We start from the raw sequence: 830 nt of genomic DNA, 5'->3' as shown, positions 1-830 counted from the left end.
GGGAGCGGACGAACAGGCGGAGGAAGGCGGTCAGGCCGTCGTACCAGTCGTGGTTGCCCGGGACCGCGAAGAGGGTGGGCCGCTCGGGCGGGGTGGCCGGCAGAGCCGCCTGGTAGGGGCCCTTGCACCGGTCCTCGTACGCCTCGAAGGCGGCCGACGGGTAGACCTGGTCGCCGCCCATCACCAGCGTCTGCGCCCGCGGCAACCGGTGCCCGTCGACCTCCAGCTCCGGCTGGGCGAGCAGGTACGCGATCGAGTAGGTGGCGTTGAAGCCGTCACCCAGGTCGGCCACGTAGTCCAGCCAGAGCCCGCCGTCCGGCCCGACCTGCCGGAACGTGCCGTCGCCGAACGCGTTCTGCAACTCGCGCTTGTCCAGGTACGCCCCGAACAGCATGGCCAGCAGCGTCCGCAGGCCGGTGGTGATCAGCAGCAACGGCGCGAGCCAGGGCACCGGCCGGCGCGGGGTGAAGCCCAGCTCCAGCGGGTCGATGCGGTGGGGTCGACGGCTGGCCCGCTCGCCCGGGTGCGCTTCGGGATCCGGCTGCTGAGGCGGCGGTACGTGATCGTCGTTCACCCGCCGCAGGGTAGTCCGCACCGGCCGGGAAGTCTCTCCCGCGTGGGGCTGCTCGTGCCGTGGTGTCCGGTTCCGGACGTGGGGGATCCCGTTCGGCTGTCGGCCGGGCGTGCCGTACACTCTACGATCGTTGCCGCCTTAGCTCAGTCGGCTAGAGCGACGCACTCGTAATGCGTAGGTCGACGGTTCGATTCCGTCAGGCGGCTCACAGAAGGGCCCAGGTCACCGGCTTGATCGCCGATCATGACCTGGGCCT

General features: G+C 70.8%; 1 tRNA gene and 1 pseudogene. One reads left to right on the top strand and one right to left on the bottom strand.

Features of this window, described 5'->3' with window-relative positions:
• Window positions 1–694: pseudogene (locus tag SM447_RS29225) on the bottom strand (metallophosphoesterase); the annotation flags it as partial.
• Window positions 695–706: 12 nt separating this feature from the next.
• Between SM447_RS29225 and SM447_RS29220 the strand changes: the two are divergent.
• Window positions 707–780, top strand: a tRNA-Thr gene (locus SM447_RS29220).
• Window positions 781–830: the final 50 nt, after the last annotated feature.

The organism is Micromonospora aridisoli (assembly GCF_056150025.1).
The sequence above is the reverse complement of the archived record's forward strand: the minus strand, read 5'-3'. Positions and strand labels throughout refer to the sequence as shown.